The organism is Acetatifactor aquisgranensis (assembly GCF_943193215.1).
GTDB lineage: Bacteria > Bacillota > Clostridia > Lachnospirales > Lachnospiraceae > Acetatifactor > Acetatifactor aquisgranensis.
The window spans coordinates 1-19,702 of the sequence record NZ_CALPDH010000026.1 but is presented as its reverse complement, the minus strand read 5'-3'; the positions used below and the strand labels follow the sequence as shown (position 1 = coordinate 19,702).

The following is a 19,702-nucleotide window of genomic DNA, read 5'->3' as shown; positions in this document are numbered from 1 at the left end:
TCCCTTATGTGTCCGTCTCCGGTTCCACTCCCGCCCCGGGCTGCTGCCGTTCTGCCGGCCTTGTTCGCCCCCTGAACTCGGGCGCAGGCTTGCAAGCCTATAGGCATCCTGGCCTGGCCGGTCTACATGAATCCCTTCACGGACTTGTACACGCCCTCCGCATCCAGTCCGTACTTCTGCACCAGCGCCGCGGCGGAGCCGGACTCGCCGAACACATCCTGCATGCCCAGCTTCTTCACTTTGGTGGGAAGATTCGCGCTCAGACAATCGCAGACCGCGCTGCCAAGTCCGCCGATGACGGAATGTTCTTCCACGGTGACTACTTTTCCCGTCTTCTTCGCGCTGTTTATGACAATCTCCTCGTCCAGAGGCTTGATGGTGCAGATGCTGACAACCTCCGCGCTGATGCCGTCTGCCTCCAGGAGCTTTGCCGCTCCCAGCGCGGAATCCACGCAGATGCCTGTCGCCACGATGGTCACATCCGTGCCCTCTCTGACCACAGAGCCCTTTCCAATCTCAAAATGGTAATCAGGCCTGTCGTTGATCACAGGCACAGCCGCGCGGCCGAAACGGATGTAGACAGGCCCCTCGTATTCCAGGGCCGCGCGGACAGCGGCTTTCGCCTCCACGTCGTCCGCGGGGCACATGACCACCATGCCGGGGATGGTCCGCATCAGAGCGATATCCTCGTTGCACTGATGGGTGGCTCCGTCCTCGCCCACGGTTATCCCTGCGTGGGTGGCGCCGATCTTCACGTTCAGATGGGGATAGCCGATGGAGTTGCGCACCTGTTCAAAGGCCCTTCCCGCGGCGAACATGGCGAATGAACTCACGAAAGGAATCTTGCCCACCAGAGAGAGGCCTGCCGCCACGCCCATCATGTTGGACTCGGCGATGCCGCAGTCGATATGCCTGTCGGGACAGGCTTTCCTGAAGATACTGGTCTTGGTGGCTGCCGCCAGATCCGCGTCCAGCACCACCAGATTGGGGAATTCCTCCGCCAGCTCTTTCAGCGCGTTGCCGTAGCTTTCACGGGTCGCGACTTTCCTGATTGTATTCTCTGCCATTACGCCTCACCTGCTTTCTCTAATTCTGCGCCGATTTTGTCCAGGTCGGCCATTGCTACTTCATATTCCGCATCATTGGGAGCCTTGCCGTGCCAGTCCACATTGCCCTCCATAAAAGAGACGCCCTTGCCTTTCAGGCTGTGCATGACGATACAGGCTGGCATGCCCTTTGTCTCCCTGGCCTCCTTGAAAGCGGCCCGGAGCGCGTCGAAGTCATGGGCATCCACATTGATTACATGGAAATTGAACGCCTCGAACTTCTTATCGATGGGGTAGGGGGAGCAGACCTTGTCCACGGGGCCGTCGATCTGCAGGCCGTTGTTGTCCACGATGACGCAGAGATTGTCCAGCTTGCGGAAACCGGCCAGCATAGCGGCCTCCCACACCTGTCCCTCCTGGATCTCGCCGTCGCCCAGCAGCGTGTAGACGCGGAAATCCTTTCCGTCCATCTTCCCGCCCAGAGCCATGCCCACAGCGGCGGAGATTCCCTGTCCGAGGGATCCGGAGGACATGTCCACGCCCGGGATGTGGATGCAGGGATGCCCTTGCAGATAGGAGCCCAGCTTGCGCAGAGTGGTCAGATCCTCCACCGGGAAGAATCCCCTGTTGGCCAGGGCCGAATACAGGCCCGGGGCGTTGTGCCCCTTTGACAGCACGAAGCGGTCCCTGTCCTCCTTGTCCGGATTTTTCGGGTCAATGTTCATTTCCTCAAAATAAAGATAGGTGAACACGTCCGCGGAAGAAAGAGAGCCCCCGGGATGTCCTGCTTTCGCGCTGTGGACTGCCGTGATGATGCCTTTCCGCACATCGTTGGCGCGCCTGCGCAGTTCTAAGTTATCCATTTTATCCTCCATTCCGCCGCATGCCCGCCAGACGGCACAGACTTGTGCTTACCTGCGGGCATGCGGACCGTATCTTTGTTTTTCCGTTTATTTATAGACGTCTTATCTATTCATGTTGTCCATAATAGGCATTCGCGCCATGCTTTCTATAATAATGCTTATCCATCAGCTCCTGGGGCGCGGACTGGACATGGTGATTGATGGATTCGGTGCGGTAAGCCATCTTCGCCACTTCCTCCAGGACCACCGCGTTGTGCACGGCTTCCTTTGCGTCTTTCCCCCATGTGAAAGGCCCATGGTTCTTGCACAGCACTGCAGGCACGGACAATGGATCCTTGCACATACGCAGGAACTCTCCCACGATCAGGCGACCCGTATTCTTCTCGTAATCCTCCGCGATCTCCTCCGCGTTCAGACATCTGACACAGGGTACCTCGCCGTAGATGTAATCCGCGTGGGTGGTGCCGTAGCAGGGAATGCTCCTCCCGGCCTGGGCCCAGCTGGTGGCGTAGGAGGAATGGGTATGGACGATGCCCCCTATCTCCGGGAACGCTTTGTAAAGCTCCGCGTGGGTGGCGGTGTCGGAGGACGGGTTGTAGCGTCCCTCTGCCTTTTTACAGTCCAAATCCACTACGACCATATCTTCCGGCGACAGTCTGTCGTATTCCACCCCGCTGGGCTTGATGACAAACAGACCGCTCTCTCTGTCAATGGCGCTGACATTGCCCCAGGTAAAGGTCACAAGGCCGTATCTGGGTAAATCCAGGTTGGCTTCACAGACTAATTTTTTCAATTCTTCCAACATAATAAGGCTCCTTTCCGCTTGTTTTATGCCAGTCCCTCCACTGCCGCTTTCTCAGCAGGCAGGGTGCTCTTGTATTTTTCAATGAACGCGTCAAATCCGGCCACATCTTCGGGCTTCGGCTCAATCGTGGTGCCGGTCTGTCCCGCGAAGATTTTACTGCTCAGATAATCCGGCAGGGTCTCCCCCGCCTCTTTTTCATACATATAGGCCGCCAGCACTGCCATGCCCCAGGCGCCGCCCTCGCTGGCGGTATCCATCACGGTCACGGGAGCGTTCATGGCCGCCGCCATCAGCTGCTGCCCTACCACAGGAGTCTTGAAGAGGCCGCCGTGGCCGGTGAGGGAGTCCACTTTCACCTGTTCCTCTTTCAAAAGGATGTCGTTCCCGATTTTCAGTGCGGCCATGGCGCTGTAGAGGTGGCTGCGCATGAAATTGGCCAGAGTGAACTTCGCGTCCGGCGTGCGTACGAACATAGGCCTGCCGGCGCTTAAGCCTGTCACAGGCTCCCCGGAGAAGTAATTGTATGCCATCAGGCCGCCGCAGTCGGCATCCGACTCCAGAGCCTCCCTGTACAGAAGACCGTAAAGCTCATTCTTGTCCAGCTTGCCTGCCAGGGGCAGCTTGCCCATGAATTCCTCGAACAGGTTCACCCACGCGTTCAGGTCCGAAGTACAGTTGTTGCAGTGCACCATGGCCACAGGGCTGCCGTCGGGCGTGGTGACCATGTCGATTTCCTCATGGACTTTGGCAAGGGGCTTTTCCGTCACCACCATGGAGAAGATGGAGGTTCCCGCGGAAATATTGCCGGTGCGCTTCCTGACGCTGTTGGTGGCCGTCATGCCGGTGCCCGCGTCCCCCTCGGGAGGGCACATGGGCGCGCCGGGCTGCAGGGTGCCCGTAGGATCCAGGAGCTTCGCGCCCTCGGCTGTCAGGGTGCCCGCGCCCTGTCCCGCGCACAGCACTCCCGGCAGGATATCCTTTAACTTCCAGCCCAACTTTTTGTCCGCCACCAGCTCGTCGAACCGGGCTATCATCCTTTCGTCAAAATCACATGTCTCGGAATCGATGGGGAACATGCCGGAGGCCTCGCCTACGCCCAGCACTTTTTCCCCTGACAGCTGCCAGTGTATGTATCCGGCCAGAGTGGTGAAGAACGCCACATCCTTCACATGCTCCTCCCCGTTCAGGATGGCCTGATAGAGGTGGGCGATGCTCCATCTCTGGGGAATGTTGAAACGGAACACGGGCAGCAGCTTTTTGCACGCCTCCTCGGTCATGGTGTTGCGCCATGTGCGGAACGGCACCAGCAGATTGCCTGCCGCGTCAAAGGGCATGTAGCCGTGCATCATGCCGGAGAAACCAAGAGCGGCCAGCTTCGTGAGGGGTACGCTGTATTTCGCCTGCACATCCTCTGCCAGGTTCCGATAGCAGCCCTGCAGCCCTTTCCAGATATCCTCCAGACTATATGTCCAGATATTGTCCTCCAGACGGTTCTCCCAGTCCCAGTTCCCCTGGGCGACGGGCTGATGGCTTTTATCCACCAGCACCGCCTTGATGCGGGTGGACCCGAATTCCAGACCCAGCACCGTCTGTCCCTCCTGAATCGCTTTCCTGATTTCCTCGCTCATAATTTACCTCTTTCCTGTCTCTATGCATGATTTTTTACTGAAATTGCCAAGTTCAACATCTCTACTTATCAGTATAAAAAAATTATGCAATAAAGTCAATAATGTCCCATATAATGTAGCAACATCTTTTCTCATCAGGTGATTTTTTGAAAAAGAATTCACGTCTTTCCAACAAACAGCTGCTTTTCGGTCTGGTCTTTTTGCTGGCTTTCATCGGCCTGACTGTCTTCCTTTTTACATATCAGAGAGACGAAAAGCGCTTTGAGAGCCTTACCACGAAACTTTTCGCGAACGAACTGGCGGGCAACACGCTGAACCTCCATTATACCCTGGCAAATCCGGCGGACTTTGGGCTGGGCGACTACAGGCCCTCCCTCTCCTGCTATGATTCCGGGAGCGTGTCCGGCAGCCGGGCCGCAGCCGAAAATATGCTGGCGGCGCTTAAAAGTCTGGATGCGGCAAAGCTCTCCGAGGAGGACGCCTGGTTCTGGCGGCTTCTGACCCGCACTCTGGAGAATTCCCTGGCTTTGAGCGGATTCGCCTATTACGACGAGCCTCTGTCGCCCTCCTCGGGCACCCAGACCCAGCTGCCTATCCTGCTGGCGGAATATGCTTTCCGCTCCAAAAGGGACGTGGAGGACTATCTCGCGCTCCTGGACCAGACCGACGAATATTTCGCCTCTCTGCTGGTCTATGAACAGGAAAAGGCCGCCGCAGGCTTCCCCATGCCCGCCTCCTCCCTGCAGTCTGTCCGGGAGCAATGTGACACTATTGTCACAAAAGAGGATCTGGAGGCCGGCACGCATTTCCTGCAGACCACCTTTCAGGAGCGCCTGGAGACTCTCTTTCAGGAAGGCCTTGTCACCGCCGATGAGGCCGGCCATTACATCGCCCAGAACGAAAGACTGTTAAAGACTGTGCTGCTGCCCGCTTACGCCGAGCTGGGGGACGGCCTCACGCTGCTGGAGGATTCTGACGCCCTGCCCGCGGGGCTGGCGGCGCTGCCCGAGGGGAAAGCCTATTACGAACAGCTGCTGATCTCCCAGACCGGCTCCTACCGTTCCATCGAGGAAATCCAGCGGATGCTGGCGGAAAAGTTCTCCCAGGAATACGAGGCCATCAAGAAAATGGCGGCGGATCATCCCGAAATCGCCCGGTACTATGTCCAGGAGGAGGCGCCGGAGTTCCCCTATCGCGAGGCCTCCCAGATGCTGCTGGATTTAAAAGAACGAATGGGGGCAGACTTTCCCCCTGTGCCGGGCGGGGCCGTGGATGTCCACGTGAAAGCCGTTTCCGACAATCTGACGGATTACTGCGCGCCGGCCTTTTATCTGACAGCCCCTCTGGACGACACGGATTCCAACGCTATCTATATCAATCGCCAGAAGACCCCTGACGGTCTGGACCTGTATACCACCCTGGCCCACGAGGGGTATCCGGGGCATCTCTACCAGACTGTGTACCACAACCGCTCCCTGTTGGCCGCAGGCGGGCGCCCGGCCAGGGAAATCCTCTGGTACGGGGGATATCAGGAGGGCTGGGCATTGTACGTGGAATTCCTCTCTTTCGGCTATGCGGCAGACCTTTTGCGGGAACATGGCCAGGAGACCGCGGCCCTGGCCACTGAGCTGGAGGCCCGCAACCGCTCCTTACAGCTGTGCCTCTATTCTGCCCTGGACGTGCTGATCCATTATGAGAACGCCTCCTACAGCCAGATAGCAAAGGTGCTGTCAGGTTTTGGAATCACCGACAGCACCTCCATGAAAGCAATCTATAATTACATCATACAGTCGCCCTGCAACTACCCGAAATATTATCTGGGCTATCTGGAAATCCTCTCCCTGCAGGAAGAGGCGAAACGGCTCTGGGGAAATGAATATACGGATTACCGTTTCCACAGTTTCTGTCTGGACTGGGGGCCTGCGGATTTTCTGTCCCTGGGCGAAAAGCTAAGGCAGACGCAATGACCCTGTCGCCCGCAGCCTGCCCTTATGGCGCGGCGCCGGGACGCTTCAGGAGTCTTCGGCCTCCTCCACCATGTCCTCCAGATACCCTCTGTCCCACAGCAGTATCTTCAGCTTCCCGGCGGCCTCCACCGCAGGCTGGGTAAAATACTGGTTGGTGAGCACCGCGCCCACCATCCTGTCATAATAATCCCGCCCGGCGTAGGCCTCCTGGACGGCTTTCACGCCCACGGGGGCCGTGTAGCATTTGCACTGGATGGCGTATGTGACGCCGTCCTTCTGGGCCAGGATATCGATGCCGTAATCGCCGCTGCCTTTGGTGACCTCCACTTCCTGAAAGCCGTTCTTCCTCAGAATCTCCGCGCAGTAGTACTCAAAATCATGGCCCTCCATCAAATCGAAGTCTTCCGGCCTGGCGCGCCTGGCCCGATGGCGCAGATAGAGGACAGCGCTGCCTGCCATGGCTGCCGCGCACGCGATCATTATGATGATTATCGTATTTGTATCCATATTTTGTTATCTTACCGTTCCTTTTTCCATATCGAAATGTAGTTTGTAATACATTATACTGCCTGCAGCCATTTTAGGCAATAATTTTGCGGAAAAAAGAAACGCAGGAAGAGAGATTCGCTCAGGTCACATCGTCCCGCAGCGCCTCTATGATGTTCTCCCTTTTTATCCTGCCCGCCGCGTACAATTCCGTGACGAATATCACGATAAATACACCGAGTATGCTGATTCCCAACCCTTTCCAGGGAATCGGGAAAGCAGCCTGCACACCCTCCCTGCCTGTCAGCCACCAGTGAATCAGCCAGGAGACAAGCAATGCGGCGGGCAGGCCGAAGCACAGGGTCCGCCATCCGTAGATAAGGCATTCAAACCACATCATCCGGCCGAATTCCCTGTCGGACATGCCCACGGAGCGCAGCATGGCAAGTTCCCGCCTGCGCAGCCTGATATTGGTGGAAATCGTGTTGAACACATTGGCCACTGCTATCAGGGAAATCATGGCCAGGAACACCGCCGAGAACAGATTGACGATAAACCGTATATTTCTGTTCTCCTCCAGAACCTCATAAATGTTGCTCAAAGTGCAGGCATGGCCTGCCGCGATTCCCATGACCTCCAGCATGGCCTGCATCTGCTCCGTGGACCGGGCAGGGGACTCTGACCAGAAAACCAGCATCCCCTCCGGGCGGCATTCACTTTTGTATACGCCGTCGGCGGTCTTCAGGTTCCCATAGACTTCCTGCAGCCTGCCTTCCTCCATGTCTTTTGCCTGAAACAGGATATCCCCGTCCAAATCCACCATCGTCATTTCCGTCAGCTGCTCCAGAGCCGTCTCAAAGGAGCCTGCTGCCACGAACAGTACCACGCTTAAGGTAAGGGAGAGGATGACGCTGCGGTAACGCCTTTTGTTTCTCTTGAAATTCTTCAGCGCAAGGATTCCGGGCAGGCCGCAAAGTCTGCCGAAAGATTGGGATGTCCGCAGAGCTTTCGGCTCCAGCTTCAGTTCACCTGTCTGGCGGATGCATTCCATCACGGGCATGCGGGCCGCCTTTTTCGCCGGAATCCATGCCGAAATCAGTATGGTCACCATGCCAATCAGCGCGGCGGCAGACAGAGCCGGCAGCGATATGGTCAGGGTCAGGGGCACACCCTCGTACAGCACATTCCTGAAGTTCTCCTCCACCAGCGCCAGCACCAGCCTGATGACAGGAATGCCGATCAGCACGCCCAGAGGGATGCCTGCCAGGCCGATGCAGAATCCCTCGAAAATGGCCATGCCGCGCAGCTGCCTCTCCGTGGCCCCTACCGACAGGAGAATGCCGGATTGGTGCACCCTGTCGTTTAGGGAGATTGTGAAAGAATTATATATAAGGAAGACAGAGCCCAGCATGATCAGCAACACCAAAATGATTCCTATCGCGTACAGATATCCATTGATTGCCTCGCTGTCCGAAAGACCCAGGAACCGCATCACCTCCTGATTCAGGGCATAGGCCCCGTCTGCCGACGCCTCCTCCCCATAGGAGCGGGCCTGATAGGGATTTTGCAGCGTGACGAAAGCGCTGAAGCTGCCCGTCTGCAGCCCGTCCCTTTGCAGGCCATCCGCAGCCGTAATCAGGGTATACCCTGGCGCAGTCCGCTCTTCAAAGGAAGGCCTTTTATATATGCCTACGACTTTGTAGACTTTTTTATCCGTGACGAGCAGGTTCTCCTTTTCCGTCCCCGGCTCCCGGCCGGAACGGTAGGGCACATGCTGGTTCAGCGTCTCATCCGTGCACATGCGCTCCCCCACAGATAGGAAGAGCACATCTCCCACCGAAATCTGCACGCCGCCATTGGAGGCCACATGGGCCGGCACCAGAACCTCGTCGTCCCGCTCCGGCAGCCTGCCCAGAATCAGATTCACCGGCAGGGCCTCGAAAGTCTCCTGAGAAAAGCCTGCCAGGAACAGATAGGGCTTATCGGGATTCTGCCCTCCCTCCAGCCGGGCGTATCCGATGTTGGCAAAGGTAACGATATCCGTCACCCGCGAATCCTCTGCCTGCTCCTGCACAAAGGAGGCGTCTGCCGCGGGGAAATTCACATGCCAGCCGCCATGCCTGACAATGGCGCCGTTCACCAGATAGGACTGAAGGGACACCGCGAAAGTGGTGACCGCCGTGAACATGGCGGCGGACAGCGCCACCCCTATGACTGTGACCAGGCTGCGGACGCGGCTGTTCTTTAAGCTCTGCCAGGCAGTCTTTCTGAAAATATTCATGCCGTCACACCTGCCTTTCGTCCCGGACCACCTGTCCGTCCGAGATGCAGATGATGCGGTCCGCCTGCAGGGCGATGTTCTCATCATGGGTGACAATGATCAGTGTCTGCCCATACTGCCTGTGGCTCTCCTTGAGCAGGCGGATGATCTCGTGGCCATTGCGGCTGTCCAGGCTGCCTGTGGGCTCATCGGCCAGCATCACCTGGGGCGCGTTCATCAGGGCCCTGCCGATGGCTACCCGCTGCTGCTGGCCGCCGGAAAGCTGATTGGGCAGATGGTTCCTGCGCTCCGTGAGCCCCAGCAGCTCCAGCAGCTCCTCCAGGCGTTGGCGGTTCACACGCTGTCTGTCCATGAGAACGGGCAGCGTTATATTCTCCACCACGGTCAGCGTGGGGATCAGATTGTGGAACTGGTAGATCAGCCCCACCTGCCGCCTGCGGAAAATGGCGAGTTTTTCATTGTTCTGGGCATAGACGTCCTGCCCGATCAGCCACACCTTACCGCTGGTAGGAGCGTCCACGCCGGCAATGGCATGCAGCAGAGTGGACTTTCCGGAGCCGGAAGAGCCGATGATCGCGATGAACTCTCCTTTCCGGATGGTCAGGGACACATGGTCCAGCGCCATGACCTGGTTCTCACCCTTGCCGTAGACCTTGCACAGATTCTCAATCCTCAGAAAATCCATGGCAGGCACCTCCTTTCCTTTTTCCGGACAGCCGCGCAAACAGCCAGCACAGACTCAATATTCCTGCCGCAATGAGACACTTTTTGAAAAAAGTCATGATGTAATCCTCCTTTTGATTCCGTTTCCGTGTCAGCCTTTCCGGCTCAGGCCCCATCGGGAATCCCGGCCCCCCAGGCTTACCCCTATCTTATCGCCCGGGGCTTACATCTTCGTGACTTTTAGATGACTGATCCGTCACTTACATTTGTCACTTTCACTCCGGCCATTTGGCTCACTTGGGGAAACGAATCAGGAACATGGCGCCTCCTTTGGGATGGTTCTTCGCGGTAATCGTGCCGCCCTGTCTGGCGATGACTGTCCTGCACAGCGCCAGACCGATGCCGTACCCGGAAGTCTCCCCGCCTTTTCCGCGGTAGAAGCGGTCAAAGAGATGGGGCAGATCCTCCTTTGCAAAGCCGGGCCCATTGTCGCGGATGGTAATCCGGGCATAGAGCGGCGTGTCCTCGCAGATTATCCGGATTGTCCCCCCATCTCCCGCACTCTCCATACAGTTTTTGACGATATTCCGTATTGCCTCCGGCAGCCATTCCGAGTCTCCCCAGATTTTTATCCCCTCCGCCCCTTCTGTCTCCAGGGTGACGTCGTGGAGTTCCATGGGAATCAGCAGAGGTTTCACCGCTGCCTCTATCAGGCCGCTCACCTCCAGCTGCTGCCGTTTCAAGACTACGATGCCGGCGTCCAGGCGTGACAGCTTGAGCAGCGCGGTAATCAGCCAGTCCATCTGGAGGAACAGCGCTTTCATCTCCCGCAGCAGGGCACGCCGCTCTGCCTCCGCCGGCTTGTCTTTCAGCAGGGAGCAGATCAATGTGGCGGAGGTCAGGGGCGTGCGCAGCTGGTGGGCGATGTCCGCCAGTGAATCGGCCAGAAGCTTTTTCTCCGATTTCAGGGCATCATTCTGTTCTCTGATGCGCAGGGTCATCTTGGTTATCTCAGTCTGCAGGATGGACAGCTCGCCCTCATCCGCCTCGCTGATGTAGAGGACATCCGCATCGTGGAGCACCAGGTCAATCTGCTCTGAAATTTTCGCAATGCTCCTGTACCGGGCCCTGGTGAACAGAAAAAAAGCCGCTCCATAGGCAGCGGCAGCGCATAATATCAATATTCCGGCCTGCCGCTGGAGGGCAAAGCCCGCAAGGGCGGCCAGAAGCGTTATCCCGGCGAAGCTAAAGCCAAACCGTCGGATTTCCTTATTCCGAAACATCATTTCCTCCCAATCGGTATCCTGTCCCGCGGACCGTGAGGATGATCCGGGGCGCGGCAGGATCCTCCTCAATCTTCTCCCGCAGACGCTTGATATACACTGTCAGCGTGTTGTTGTTCACGAATTCTCCCGCGGCGTCCCACAGTTCGTCCAGGAGCCTGTCCCGGGTCAGGATGCCGCCCCTGCTGCCCAGGAACACCAGAAGCAGGCGGTACTCCAGCGCGGAGAGGAAGACTTCCCTGTCGCCCTTTTTCACGATGCCAGCCGCCGTGTCCACGCGCAGATTCCCGATTTCAAATATGGATGGGGCATGGGCGTTTTTGCGCAGGGCTGCCTGAATCCGCGCAATCAGCTCCCGGGGGCGGAAAGGCTTGGTGACATAATCGTCCGCTCCCATGTTCAGGCCGGTCACCACGCTGGCCTCGTCGCCGGAGGCAGTCAGAAAGATTACGGGCATGTCCTGGGTCTGCCGGATTTCCGTGCAGATTGCAAAGCCGCTGCCATCGGGCAGGGAAATGTCCACCAGCGCCAGCTCGAAGCGGTTCTCTGAGAGCAGTTCCACCGCTTCCTGCCGGGTGCGGGCGCAGGTGACGGAGAAACCCTCGCCATGCAGAAGCAGCGCCAGATTCCTGGCGATTTCTTTGTCGTCTTCCACTAAAAAGATTCGTTTCATAGTCTTTCCTTACTACAGGCAGTGTCATACAGGCAATGCCGTGTTTTTTATTTCATTTAATTTGACTTGCTCTAACGTTTCCTCTCTGCTGTTGCAGTGTCTCTCTGTCTTCCTGAGCAGACAGTCCAGCAGCCCTATGACCAGACTGATGATTCCGTACAGAATGCCCAGCAGCACCAGCAGAATCCCTAAAAGCAGGCCGCCCGCAGCGAACACGATGCCTCCTGCCATTCTTCTTATGAATTGAATATATTTTTTATCTCTCATCGTCATGTCCCTCGCTCCAGACTTAATCTTGCATGTCTGAGTCTATCATAGGATATGCGGGTTACATTTTCGTGACTTTTTTGTGAGAGATTCGTCACTTTTCTCCTGCCATTTATCATGCCGGACAGATAGCCTTTGTAAATCAACTGGTTCCTGTCCTGCAGTTCCACCCGGTAGGCTGTCTTCGCGCCCCATTCCTGCCGGTTTCCTGTTTCCGCGGAATATATATGTTTGTTCCGTCAACGTACTGTTGAATCAGCGCGATAATCTCCTCCGGCAGAATTTCTTCTGCTCTTATATAGCCCATGTCTGCCTCCCATACTCGCAATCGTCAGTATAAATCGATGATTTCGGGATAGCATTGGCTATAACATTCCATTCACATACGGATAGCCCGCACAAAGCGGCATCCGTTGTTTTTTCTGCAATAGCCAGTGCTATGCAGACTTAACATATCTCCTCATATGGAACTCTACTTTCTGATTTTTCTCATCATAGCATGATTTTGCCGGAAAATCAACTTTCCTTATCCTCTAATCCCCCATTCTCATTATCAATAGTACTTTTCAAGCCTGTTCAGTATCCCATCAAAGTCCATTTCCCGAACCTCAAGGAATTTGTCGGTTCTCAATCCGGTGTTCAAGACTGTCTGATACTCTAAAACCCTGTTGACTTCCGGAGAAATATATTGAATTCCTGTCAAAGAATGATTATACTTATTGTCATTAAGAGGAATTTATGAGAGGATGCTATGTCAATCTTAAGATTATTCAGGAAAAAGCCTGATTCCATTATCATAAACGATGAGATGGGTACTTTTATTTTAAAGAATCCGCTCAAGGACAGAGTGTATGACGGCGAAATAAAATGGCTCGGCAGGGAGGTATCCGTCAGTCTGTACTGTGACAGCGGCGACTCTCCTGCGGCAGATATCGCGCTGGAAAACCTTCGCAGAATCGTCGCGGAATCCGCCGGCTGGGACAAAAAGCTCAGGCAATGCGCTGTGGAATATGCGGCCGGTGAAGACGGATTTGTCGAAATATGGGGAGAGAACGCCGATTTTCCCCCCATTACGACAGAGGAATTTCTCAGCCGCATTTCGCTTGGCTTCCTGTATGTATATCCAAACGGTGAACTCTACTTTGATTACGATTTGGACGAGATGTTTGCCGATCACGGTCTGGGGATATATGCCAATATTTCAGGCGAAATCTTATCTGTGGGCTTGATGGGGTGAGCTGCCGCAGCCGAACCGGAATGCAGCCCATGCCCCATCCCTACTCTTTCATAAAGCGTCTGTCCGCCTCCGGTATCCCGCCCTCGTCAGCCGCGTACCGCTCCACCCTCATATGCAAATCATATTTCTCCCGAAGCTCCGCAATCTTCGCCATCATCGGGGAGGCATGGTGCCGGTCAATGGCCTCCTGGTCTTTCCAGCAGTCGATTAGCAGCACCGTCTCCCGGTCTGCCATGGGAATGAAGTATTCATATCGCAGATTCCCCTCTTCCTTACGGATTTTTGACGCAGTCCCACTGCTCTCCATTTCCTCCGCAAACTTCCGCGCGTTCCCGCCCGTCCCGGTATAATAAATATTCACAACTATGCTCATGTCCGGCATCCCCTCCATATCTTCATTCTCCGTTCCACTTTGCCGTCATCTCTTCTGTTTCTCCGCTTCCTGCTGTCCCCGGCTTACAATCTTGCGTTCCTAAAACAGTTTTAGAACCGGAACTTCAAGTGTCTGCTTTCCTCTCGCAATCAGACGGCAGGCAAAAGCTCTTTTCTCTTCCAACGCCCTTTCCTCTGTTATCATATCATGCGTGTATTTCTTTTTCAATCCCATCTTCCTTTCCATTGTTGTACTACATAACGCCAGAATTTACCATACTGCACTGGTTAAGCAGTATAAATTCCAGCATATGAGCAAGAATCGCCACGTTGGGCTGATTCCCTTGTCTTATGTTGATGTGCCCACAGAACTGTTTTTACTTGACATGCAAATCTTTCATGTGTAATATTTGTAGAGTGTATTGAATTCTTCCCGTAAATCTTACGTCAGTGATATTTAGGCTATCTATTTATTATAAAGAGCTGCAGGCTGGAGGACAGATTATGAAGAAAAAGAATAGAAAGCATCTTTTATTTGCAATGATTAGCATGATAATGATGATATTGACGGGGTGCGGTGATGAAACGCCGGAGGTATCGGACATCGAGATAATACAGACAGACAATGAAGCATATCTTTCCGCTGAAAATGATTCTGCCGATGCAGAACGCATAGAGGAGATCCTCAGCGACATTTATGAGGAAGCGGCAGATGCTAATACATTGGGAAGTCTGGATATCACGCGGCGCATGGTGATCAGGCTTGGGGAAAATGGTTATGTGGCTGTTGATAGCGGAAATCAGGTTGACATGACGCAGGCAGAACAGGCGCTTGGTTTTTGCAGAGCAGTAGATGAAAAAGAGACTGCTGAGCTGACAATTATAGTGATTATGGGGATGGGAATCCGTAAATTTGATTTGAAGACAGAGGACGGCAATGTAAATATCGTCAGAGAATATTACCAGTATGACCAGAACGGATGCCTGAAAAACAGAAGCGCGGTAAGTTACCCGGCGGATTTCTGGCAGTATTCAGAGGAGGGGTATTTAATCTTTGAGGGAAGCTGCTTTTCCGTTGAGGGGTATATCCTGACATTAAGCGCTACGCGGGAACATACGATGCTCCGGATTTTACCTTTAGATGAAAAGTGCAGGGAATATAACAGAAAGTATATCCTGCCAGTCGGTTATGAGCAGAACAACCTGTTTCTGTGTAATTGGAGTGAGGACGATTTTGGAGATTTGGATTTTTACGATTTATTTGACAGGTTCTATCCAATGGTGCACGGCCAGCCAGTGCCTTATTTGCCGGACGAAGACTTAGAAGTGGGAGCAGTTTATCATGTGCCGGATGAACTATTTGAAAATGTAATCGGGGCATATTTCAATATGGACAGCCAAACGCTCCATTCCAAAACAAAATATATTCCGGAGCTTGCCGCCTATGAGTACAGACCACGAGGCTTTTACGAGGTGGAATATCCGGATATTGCGTATCCGGAAGTAGTGGGCTATACAGAGAATGAGGATGGGACGGTCATGCTTATTATCAATGCAGTATATCCCAATGGAAATATGTCTAAGGAGTTTTCGCACACAACCGTAATCCGTCCATTAAGTGAGGAAAGTTTTCAGTATGTATCGAATGAGATAATCTTACCAGAAGAAGATTATAATATTTGGTGGCATTCCAATCGACTGACAGAGGAGGAATGGAACGAGGTTTATGGAGGAACAGAATAGTGAATTCACCCTAATATGGGGTGCTAGCACCATGTCTTTTATATCATTAAGAGAACTTGGACTTTAAAAATGCTTCTCTATCAATCGAAAAAATATAATCCCCATTTTCATAAAAGGAATTTTGAACCATTCCTACCTTCTGCATTACTCTATATGATTCTACATTGCTCTTTGCGCATCCTCCATAGATTATGTCATATTCCATCTCCTCAAACGCATAATTTATCAATTCCATAGCGCATTGCGTAGCATAACCTTGATTTCGGTATTTTTCATCAATCATATAAAAAAGAACTGTTTTTCCTATTTCGGCTTCTCCGTCTAATCCGCACCAGCCTATTATCACATTTGGTTCTTTCTTTTGAAAAACGCCTAAACATAAATGGCAAATTGATTTCTGCCGATTCTTACTATGAGTATCTTCCATGTATTTTAACGCTTCGTATGCCTTATCTATCGTTGTTTCATGTGGGTATTCCCACATTCTTGCAATCTCCTTAATGTCGTTTTCAGTCACAGTCCGCAGTATCAAATCATTTGTTTTAAATTGCACTATTCATTTCCCTCACTATCTATAATAACTTTCATTTCATCAACTATTTGCTGAACACTTTTATTATCTGTATTGATAACATAATCGCCTTCATATGGTTTTAAATGCAGCCAGAAAAAAGAACATTCATTTGCATCTCCACGCTTTTTATGACGTTCACGCAAAGTTTCCTCTGAACAGGTCAGGGTAATGCCAATAACAGAATAATCTTTTGCCGTTATATCTTTTAGTATCGCTTCACGAATTGTTTTAAGTTCTCTTTGCTCTATTTGGTAAGTACATTTATACATTTCACAATTCTTTACTTTACATACCATTTTTAAATTGCCCTGAATTTTGGCATCGAGATTTTTATTTTGTAAATCTGCGATTTTTTTAACATTGTCTGATATATTTATTTCTCTTACAACAAATCCAAGCATGATATTTTTTCCATAATATGCTGAATACTTTTGAGTTATAAATCGTGCAACTCCTTCTTCTATGTATTTTCTATTTAAATCTTCTGTTCCATCAATTCTTTTGCATTCAATTATGTAATATGCGCTATGTTTATCAAAGTCTGTTTTTAATTTAATCCTTATATCTGCGCGTCCAATGTAGTTTCCTTTCCCATCATAGTTTTCTTGTGTTTCAGGAGTAAAACTATAATCCAACATATCATGATTCTTTCTTATGATATCATTATCCAAGTATTCTTCTAACATTATGCTTCTAATTCTATTTTCATTATTGGGAAGCTTTCTATTTTTTCTTGTAAAGTCTTCTACGAGCAATTCACAAATTTCCATTATATAACTGGTAATCTGCTCCAAATCATCTAGACGCAATGCATCACTTATTTTATGATTTATTTTTCCTCTCATTCACAGTCCTCCTCTCCAAGAAGTACTGCATTTAATACCCTATAACTATCTTTTATCGCCATTGCAGCGTGCCAATTTCTAGACTCTATGGGCTTGACAATAACAAATGCGTCATCATCAAACTCCCCTATGTTCTTAGTCTGATAAAAACAGTCATTCAATTTATAAATCATAAAATTAGTCAATAATGTTAAATTGTCATCCACTTCTTCCATTATGTTTATCGTATTATCCCTTTTATCAAAAGAGAGACACATATAAAAGGCTGCAAATCTTCCTTTTATATTTGGATATAAATTTATTGAATAACTTATATTACTTCTTTCTAATCTTTTATCCCAAACATTACTAAATACCTCCGCATATTGAATAAGCATCGCCGAATTACACTTCGATTCAGTATAGTTTCCACAAAGCATTGGTATTTGCACCTTTAAAGCATAGTTGATAAAATAGTTGTTTTGTACTCCATACATTTCAAAAACACAATTATCAATTTTTTTCTTAATCTCTTCTGTTGGCGAGTTGTTTTGAATTGCCAAATGCATTTTTTTTACTAATTCAACTAGATTTTCACTGTAAGCATACGGAAACCTCTCCAATTCATCTAAAAACACCTGCTCCCTTTCTATTCCAACAGAGGAACCAAGCATAAAATTCAAATAAGTAAACTAAGAAGAATTTAATAGCCCTTCGAAATTAAGAAGTATATTTTTATCCTCTTTATTCCCTTTTATGCATGATATTGTACACTTATATAATAATCTTTCTTCTGTATAAGCAGCTCTAATTGAATAATCTTCACAGTTCAATCCTTTTTTAAACAAAACATATGGAGGTTCAAATATCTCTTTTGCTCTCACACGATGTATTTTGCTTTTATTGAAAAAATACGCATTATCTAAAGATATACAGAAAGGTTCTATACAACCGTCCGAATCAATAATACGTCTCCCAACCAAATGTGACGCATCCTGCCCGACCCCCACATGGTCTTCTATACCTTTCTTCAATATAAGACCATATTCTTTTGCTACATCTTCAATTATCGGCATTTCTTTTCGTAAAGAATCAATCAACTCATAATCCCAATAGCTGCCATATACCAGCACTTGCCATAGCCAGTCATTCTTCAAAAGCAGCTCTTGTAAAACATACTTAACGTCATCCGGTTCTATCATTATGATGCCATATAACCTTAAAAACTTATTGGGTTTTAGGCTGATATATTCCAACTTATGATTATGCGGAGCTTTATGGCATACAAAAGAAAGCACCGCCGCTGGTGCTGTTGCCCCTTTGAATATCTGCTTTCTCACTGATGAAATTTCTAATATTTGCCGCATACAAACATTACTTAAAAACTTTTTTCTAAATTCGCAAGAAGGCTTTTTCCCTTTATATAAAATTTTAGAGGGAATGACTAAGCTACATTCCGTATTTTCATTCCCAACTTCCTGTACTTTTAACAAAAAAGCGACACTAATTTCCCCATCTTGAGGAGTAACGTTTTTACTTGCGCAATATTTTTTATAACCTTCTTGTTGCATCTTTCCCCAAGGCGGGTTACCAACTACATATTCAAACTTGATTCCATCAATTAATTTCAATATATTCTCATCAAAAAAATCTCCGAAAAATATATTTTCCCCCTTCAGTAATGGTAATTGAAACTCTTTCAAATTTTTCGGATCCTGAAAATCAAAAAGAGTAATATATAAAGAGAAAATTGTAACATCTATTGCTTCTTCATTATAATCCACACCATATATATTACTTTTAACCAATCTATTAATTTTTTCTTTGTCATAAATATAACCATTTACCGAATTTTTCTCTAAAATTTTTCTAAGAGCTTTTACCAAAAAAATTCCTGATCCGCATGATGGATCAAAAACTGCACATTCATTACTTTTCATAAGACGTTTTCCGACTGTATGTTGGATAATATAATCCGCAAGATACTCAGGTGTATAAAAAGCCTTGTCTTTATCTTGTTTATCTTTTCCTAACAAAATTTCATATATATTGCTAATCAACTCAATTGGAATAATATTAAAATCATAAAATGGAAAAAGGCAATATTGTCCTGTCTTCATTTCAATTTTTGCTGTCAAAAAGTCATACAACATAATAAGTGCAGAATCACTTACCTCACGCCATTCACTCTGTTCATCCATTTCAAATAAATTTCCATTAAACTCCTGCTTTAAAAATTTAAAAAGCAAAAAAATTTCCTTCTTGTCTCGTACTATTTCAAGAAATTTGTTCTGTGTTTCTTTAATATTACTATCTAATCCTTTGTATCCAATACACACCCCTCTATCTATTAGATATCTAATAAATAAAATTCTAAGAACTAATTTATTAGCAAAAGATATATGATATTTTTCCTTCAATTCTGATGTAAGAAATTTCAAATTTCCAATCAAAAAATCATTAAGATTTTTTTTCGCTGAATCTTTCTCATATAGGCTAAGTGTCCTGTTACTGGTAATGTTCCAATACGAAAAATTATTAGTTTCATCGCATTGATCGACATTATAGTTTGCAATATCAGTAAGCCGTATTTTCTCCCCATTATCTATCTGCATGCTTTTACCGTTATAAATTTTAACCCAGTTTCCCTCATCAGAAATTATTATCGGAATCTGTGCATTCCAAATTTTGCATTGGATATCCTCATCTACTCTTTCACACAAATTGTCAAAAAAAGCAACTAAGGCACTATCATCTACAACATACACCGCATATGGGGATAGCTCATTTATTACCCTTTTGTCATGCCAAGATATTGTTTCACAAGTATTTATCTCTGATAAATATAATAAATTATCTGACTTGTCATATCCCAATCTTTTTATAGTAGACTGAATGCTCCCCATCAGGCTACCTCCCTATAATGTCAAGTGATTTTCCTTAAAAAATCAAGGAATTTTAAGTTTCATATCTCAGATGAATGAGCCAAG

At 49.5% G+C, this 19,702-nt stretch carries 20 protein-coding genes; 3 read left to right on the top strand and 17 right to left on the bottom strand.

What is annotated here, in order from left to right; genetic code table 11:
• Window positions 1-122: 122 nt before the first annotated feature.
• The 4 genes from NFS35_RS20225 to NFS35_RS20210 form a co-directional block, all read right to left on the bottom strand.
• Window positions 123-1,067, bottom strand: a complete 945-nt coding sequence (locus tag NFS35_RS20225) for a transketolase family protein (RefSeq protein WP_251208891.1) — start codon at window positions 1,065-1,067, stop codon at window positions 123-125.
• Complete coding sequence (locus tag NFS35_RS20220; protein WP_251208890.1) at window positions 1,067-1,909, bottom strand: transketolase; 843 nt, start codon at window positions 1,907-1,909, stop codon at window positions 1,067-1,069. The genes NFS35_RS20225 and NFS35_RS20220 overlap by 1 nt, the downstream gene beginning before the upstream one ends.
• Window positions 1,910-2,015: 106 nt before the next feature.
• Complete coding sequence (locus NFS35_RS20215) at window positions 2,016-2,714, bottom strand: L-ribulose-5-phosphate 4-epimerase (RefSeq protein ID WP_275564718.1); 699 nt, start codon at window positions 2,712-2,714, stop codon at window positions 2,016-2,018.
• A gap of 23 nt (window positions 2,715-2,737) precedes the next feature.
• Complete coding sequence (locus NFS35_RS20210; RefSeq protein WP_251208889.1) at window positions 2,738-4,342, bottom strand: xylulokinase; 1,605 nt, start codon at window positions 4,340-4,342, stop codon at window positions 2,738-2,740.
• 146 nt (window positions 4,343-4,488) lie between these two features.
• Here NFS35_RS20210 and NFS35_RS20205 point away from each other — a divergent pair, with 146 nt between their 5' ends.
• Window positions 4,489-6,309, top strand: a complete 1,821-nt coding sequence (locus NFS35_RS20205) for a DUF885 domain-containing protein (RefSeq protein WP_251208888.1) — start codon at window positions 4,489-4,491, stop codon at window positions 6,307-6,309.
• Window positions 6,310-6,354: 45 nt separating this feature from the next.
• Here the strand turns inward: NFS35_RS20205 and NFS35_RS20200 are convergent, their stop codons facing one another.
• The 7 genes from NFS35_RS20200 to NFS35_RS20170 form a co-directional block, all read right to left on the bottom strand.
• Complete coding sequence (locus NFS35_RS20200; RefSeq protein WP_251208887.1) at window positions 6,355-6,816, bottom strand: restriction endonuclease; 462 nt, start codon at window positions 6,814-6,816, stop codon at window positions 6,355-6,357.
• Window positions 6,817-6,937: 121 nt separating this feature from the next.
• Window positions 6,938-9,076: an ABC transporter permease gene (locus NFS35_RS20195; protein WP_251208886.1), complete on the bottom strand. Its 2,139-nt coding sequence runs from the start codon at window positions 9,074-9,076 to the stop codon at window positions 6,938-6,940.
• Window positions 9,077-9,080: 4 nt separating this feature from the next.
• A complete protein-coding gene (locus NFS35_RS20190) occupies window positions 9,081-9,761 on the bottom strand; it encodes an ABC transporter ATP-binding protein (protein WP_251208885.1) in 681 nt (226 codons plus the stop codon).
• A 271-nt stretch (window positions 9,762-10,032) separates the two neighbouring features.
• A complete protein-coding gene (locus NFS35_RS20185) occupies window positions 10,033-11,022 on the bottom strand; it encodes a sensor histidine kinase (protein ID WP_251208884.1) in 990 nt (329 codons plus the stop codon).
• A complete protein-coding gene (locus tag NFS35_RS20180; RefSeq protein ID WP_251208883.1) occupies window positions 11,009-11,695 on the bottom strand; it encodes a response regulator transcription factor in 687 nt (228 codons plus the stop codon). The genes NFS35_RS20185 and NFS35_RS20180 overlap by 14 nt, the downstream gene beginning before the upstream one ends.
• 24 nt (window positions 11,696-11,719) lie before the next feature.
• Window positions 11,720-11,968, bottom strand: coding sequence for a hypothetical protein (locus NFS35_RS20175; protein ID WP_251208882.1), 249 nt, complete (start codon window positions 11,966-11,968; stop codon window positions 11,720-11,722).
• A gap of 136 nt (window positions 11,969-12,104) precedes the next feature.
• Complete coding sequence (locus tag NFS35_RS20170) at window positions 12,105-12,269, bottom strand: hypothetical protein (protein WP_251208881.1); 165 nt, start codon at window positions 12,267-12,269, stop codon at window positions 12,105-12,107.
• A 444-nt stretch (window positions 12,270-12,713) separates the two neighbouring features.
• On the opposite strand from NFS35_RS20170, the gene NFS35_RS20165 reads away from it, so the two are divergent.
• A complete protein-coding gene (locus NFS35_RS20165) occupies window positions 12,714-13,199 on the top strand; it encodes a DUF2262 domain-containing protein (protein WP_251208880.1) in 486 nt (161 codons plus the stop codon).
• Window positions 13,200-13,239: 40 nt separating this feature from the next.
• Here the strand turns inward: NFS35_RS20165 and NFS35_RS20160 are convergent, their stop codons facing one another.
• Both NFS35_RS20160 and NFS35_RS29100 read right to left on the bottom strand, forming a co-directional pair.
• On the bottom strand, window positions 13,240-13,572 hold the full coding sequence (locus NFS35_RS20160; protein ID WP_251208879.1) for an antibiotic biosynthesis monooxygenase family protein: 333 nt from the start codon (window positions 13,570-13,572) through the stop codon (window positions 13,240-13,242).
• Window positions 13,573-13,671: 99 nt separating this feature from the next.
• Window positions 13,672-13,800 carry a hypothetical protein gene (locus NFS35_RS29100; RefSeq protein WP_275564717.1) on the bottom strand — a complete coding sequence of 43 codons (129 nt, stop codon included), beginning with the start codon at window positions 13,798-13,800 and terminating at the stop codon, window positions 13,672-13,674.
• 275 nt (window positions 13,801-14,075) lie between these two features.
• Between NFS35_RS29100 and NFS35_RS20155 the strand changes: the two genes are divergently transcribed.
• Window positions 14,076-15,314, top strand: a complete 1,239-nt coding sequence (locus NFS35_RS20155; RefSeq protein WP_251208878.1) for a DUF6070 family protein — start codon at window positions 14,076-14,078, stop codon at window positions 15,312-15,314.
• Window positions 15,315-15,360: 46 nt separating this feature from the next.
• On the opposite strand, the gene NFS35_RS20150 is transcribed toward NFS35_RS20155, so the two are convergent.
• From NFS35_RS20150 to NFS35_RS20135, 4 genes are read right to left on the bottom strand one after another with little or no spacing between them, the layout of a single operon-like run.
• Window positions 15,361-15,867: a GNAT family N-acetyltransferase gene (locus NFS35_RS20150; protein WP_275564716.1), complete on the bottom strand. Its 507-nt coding sequence runs from the start codon at window positions 15,865-15,867 to the stop codon at window positions 15,361-15,363.
• The gene (locus tag NFS35_RS20145) at window positions 15,867-16,733 is read right to left on the bottom strand and encodes a hypothetical protein (protein ID WP_251208876.1); all 867 of its coding nucleotides are present in this window, start codon (window positions 16,731-16,733) and stop codon (window positions 15,867-15,869) included. Before NFS35_RS20145 ends, NFS35_RS20150 begins: the two co-directional genes overlap by 1 nt.
• Window positions 16,730-17,350 carry a hypothetical protein gene (locus NFS35_RS20140; protein ID WP_251208875.1) on the bottom strand — a complete coding sequence of 207 codons (621 nt, stop codon included), beginning with the start codon at window positions 17,348-17,350 and terminating at the stop codon, window positions 16,730-16,732. Before NFS35_RS20140 ends, NFS35_RS20145 begins: the two co-directional genes overlap by 4 nt.
• 54 nt (window positions 17,351-17,404) lie before the next feature.
• On the bottom strand, window positions 17,405-19,618 hold the full coding sequence (locus NFS35_RS20135; RefSeq protein ID WP_251208874.1) for an HsdM family class I SAM-dependent methyltransferase: 2,214 nt from the start codon (window positions 19,616-19,618) through the stop codon (window positions 17,405-17,407).
• Between the last annotated feature and the right edge of the window lie 84 nt (window positions 19,619-19,702).

Coding starts and splice junctions, on each gene's coding strand:
- NFS35_RS20225 (WP_251208891.1), bottom strand. CDS start 1,067: ATGGCAGAGAATACAATCAGGAAAGTCGCGACCCGTGAAAGCTACGGC.
- NFS35_RS20220 (WP_251208890.1), bottom strand. CDS start 1,909: ATGGATAACTTAGAACTGCGCAGGCGCGCCAACGATGTGCGGAAAGGC.
- NFS35_RS20215 (WP_275564718.1), bottom strand. CDS start 2,714: ATGTTGGAAGAATTGAAAAAATTAGTCTGTGAAGCCAACCTGGATTTA.
- NFS35_RS20210 (WP_251208889.1), bottom strand. CDS start 4,342: ATGAGCGAGGAAATCAGGAAAGCGATTCAGGAGGGACAGACGGTGCTG.
- NFS35_RS20200 (WP_251208887.1), bottom strand. CDS start 6,816: ATGGATACAAATACGATAATCATCATAATGATCGCGTGCGCGGCAGCC.
- NFS35_RS20195 (WP_251208886.1), bottom strand. CDS start 9,076: ATGAATATTTTCAGAAAGACTGCCTGGCAGAGCTTAAAGAACAGCCGC.
- NFS35_RS20190 (WP_251208885.1), bottom strand. CDS start 9,761: ATGGATTTTCTGAGGATTGAGAATCTGTGCAAGGTCTACGGCAAGGGT.
- NFS35_RS20185 (WP_251208884.1), bottom strand. CDS start 11,022: ATGTTTCGGAATAAGGAAATCCGACGGTTTGGCTTTAGCTTCGCCGGG.
- NFS35_RS20180 (WP_251208883.1), bottom strand. CDS start 11,695: ATGAAACGAATCTTTTTAGTGGAAGACGACAAAGAAATCGCCAGGAAT.
- NFS35_RS20175 (WP_251208882.1), bottom strand. CDS start 11,968: ATGACGATGAGAGATAAAAAATATATTCAATTCATAAGAAGAATGGCA.
- NFS35_RS20170 (WP_251208881.1), bottom strand. CDS start 12,269: ATGGGCTATATAAGAGCAGAAGAAATTCTGCCGGAGGAGATTATCGCG.
- NFS35_RS20165 (WP_251208880.1), top strand. CDS start 12,714: ATGTCAATCTTAAGATTATTCAGGAAAAAGCCTGATTCCATTATCATA.
- NFS35_RS20160 (WP_251208879.1), bottom strand. CDS start 13,572: ATGAGCATAGTTGTGAATATTTATTATACCGGGACGGGCGGGAACGCG.
- NFS35_RS20155 (WP_251208878.1), top strand. CDS start 14,076: ATGAAGAAAAAGAATAGAAAGCATCTTTTATTTGCAATGATTAGCATG.
- NFS35_RS20145 (WP_251208876.1), bottom strand. CDS start 16,733: ATGAGAGGAAAAATAAATCATAAAATAAGTGATGCATTGCGTCTAGAT.
- NFS35_RS20135 (WP_251208874.1), bottom strand. CDS start 19,618: ATGGGGAGCATTCAGTCTACTATAAAAAGATTGGGATATGACAAGTCA.